The sequence below is a fragment of the Photobacterium indicum genome (assembly GCF_003026215.1).
Classification (GTDB): Bacteria; Pseudomonadota; Gammaproteobacteria; order Enterobacterales; family Vibrionaceae; genus Photobacterium; species Photobacterium indicum.
The window spans coordinates 1-635 of the sequence record NZ_PYOC01000034.1; the positions used below are offsets into that span (position 1 = coordinate 1).

1 pseudogene is annotated in these 635 nt (G+C 43.5%); it reads right to left on the reverse strand.

The features are described 5' to 3' along the window. Window positions 1–635: pseudogene (locus C9J47_RS26875) on the reverse strand (hypothetical protein); the annotation flags it as partial.

Genomic DNA, 635 nt, shown 5'->3' on the forward strand with positions numbered 1-635 from the left:
GCGACGTATCGAGATCATTTCAGATCGCACTTGATCCAGTTCATCTTTACTCGGTTGGGCTTTAGATTCGTAACGAGAAGGATCTAATCGTGGCTTTTGCGGTGACTGTTCACGTCCATTCATACCATGATCATGCTGAGGGCTATCAAATAACCCACGACCAACGGATAAATCACGTTCATATTGTTTTGATGATGGACGACGGTAATCGCCGATATCTAAATCATGCTTATTGGTTTCAGGTTGACGACGCTGAAATAGTGGTGATGTTGATGATGAACGGTTATCACGTGATGAAGGAGTATCTGCATAATGTTGGTCAGAATAACGAGAGTAACCACTAGCCTTTTGTTGCGATGCGCGTTCATTTTGCGGACTGTATGCTGGCTTGTGGTCATGTCGAAATGCATTCGCTTCTGAATATAAGCTGTGACTATCCCCTTGCTCGCGCAATTTAGATTGGCGATCAAGTAATGCACTAAGTGAATCAACCTCGTTAGGTTGCTCATTTTGCTCTTGGATTGAGGCATAGTTTTGTAATACGCTAGCAAATTTCTGCGCCGTGGATTGGTTCAACTGCACCTTGTCATCAGCAAGTTTACGTCTTGCTTGATTTAACCCTTGAGTAACTTCGT